Source organism: Nonomuraea aridisoli (assembly GCF_003236395.1).
Taxonomy (GTDB): Bacteria; Actinomycetota; Actinomycetes; order Streptosporangiales; family Streptosporangiaceae; genus Nonomuraea; species Nonomuraea aridisoli.
Genome location: NZ_POUD01000668.1, coordinates 1 through 451 on the forward strand (window position 1 = coordinate 1; position 451 = coordinate 451).

Sequence of the window (451 nt, forward strand, 5' to 3'; positions counted from 1 at the left end):
CGGCGATGGCGCGCGGACTGGCAAATGGAAAGGGTCGCTCAGCTTGAGTTTCCCGGTACCGGAAAAAAAGGAGGCACTGGCCGCACGCTGGCCCTTGGTGAGTACCGGGCCGCGGCCAGAGGACTAAACCGCTTTCGCGGTACCCGCTCCGGGCGAGGTCGAGGTAGTTCGCAGCGCCGCTGGTTTCGGCGAAGTTGGCGAGCGAGGCAATCCGCCTCGTTCACCAACGGAGCTGCAACCATGGACACGACCACCCGCACGGGCTCGCCGCTGCGTCAACGCATGATCGAAGACATGCGCATGCGCAAGCTGGAGCCCAGGACCCAGCAAGGCTACATCCGCGCCGTTCGCAAGCTGACCGAGTTCCTCAAGCGTTCGCCCGACACCGCCACCGTCGAGGACCTGCGCAGCTTCCAGTTGCACCTGGTGGACACCGGCACCTCGCCCATCC

The 451-nt window shown here is 65.4% G+C and carries 1 protein-coding gene; it reads left to right on the forward strand.

What is annotated here, in order from left to right:
• Positions 1–240: 240 nt before the first annotated feature.
• On the forward strand, positions 241–451 hold a 211-nt coding region (locus C1J01_RS54345), incomplete at its 3' end, for a phage integrase N-terminal SAM-like domain-containing protein (RefSeq protein ID WP_181449403.1).